This window comes from Psychrobacter sp. AOP31-B2-9 (assembly GCF_052378005.1).
In the GTDB taxonomy this organism is placed as follows: Bacteria; Pseudomonadota; Gammaproteobacteria; order Pseudomonadales; family Moraxellaceae; genus Psychrobacter.
The window spans coordinates 1-463 of the sequence record NZ_JBQSXG010000342.1 but is presented as its reverse complement, the minus strand read 5'-3'; the positions used below and the strand labels follow the sequence as shown (position 1 = coordinate 463).

The 463-nt window shown below is 38.7% G+C and carries 1 protein-coding gene; it reads left to right on the top strand.

What is annotated here, in order from left to right:
- Positions 1–442, top strand: a 442-nt coding sequence (locus tag ACT3SX_RS15545; RefSeq protein ID WP_444761874.1) for an IS3 family transposase, incomplete at its 5' end; no start/stop codon positions are given.
- Positions 443–463: the final 21 nt, after the last annotated feature.

Genomic DNA, 463 nt, shown 5'->3' with positions numbered 1-463 from the left:
TCATAAGCTGTATTTATCGCCGATACTCGATTGTTATAACAATGAGATTGTCAGCTATACGCTGTCAAAAAGGCCGACTTATGACTTGGTGCGCAAAATGCTAGATAAGGCTTTAGATAGGATAGATACGTACCAGAACAACAGTTTAATGCTGCATTCAGATCAAGGGTGGCATTATCAAATGAGACCGTTTAACAAAGCGCTTAGACAGCACGGTATTAAGCAAAGTATGAGCAGAAAAGGCAACTGCTTAGATAATGCGCTTATGGAGGGGTTCTTCGGTACATTGAAGTGTGAGACGATTTATATTGATAAACCGAAAACGATTGAGCAGTTAGAACAACAGATTCATGAGTATATGCATTACTACAATAATGAACGTATTCAACTCAAACTAAAAGGACTGAGTCCTGTGCAGTACAGAACTCAGTCCTTGATATAAACTAAACCGTCCAATATTTGG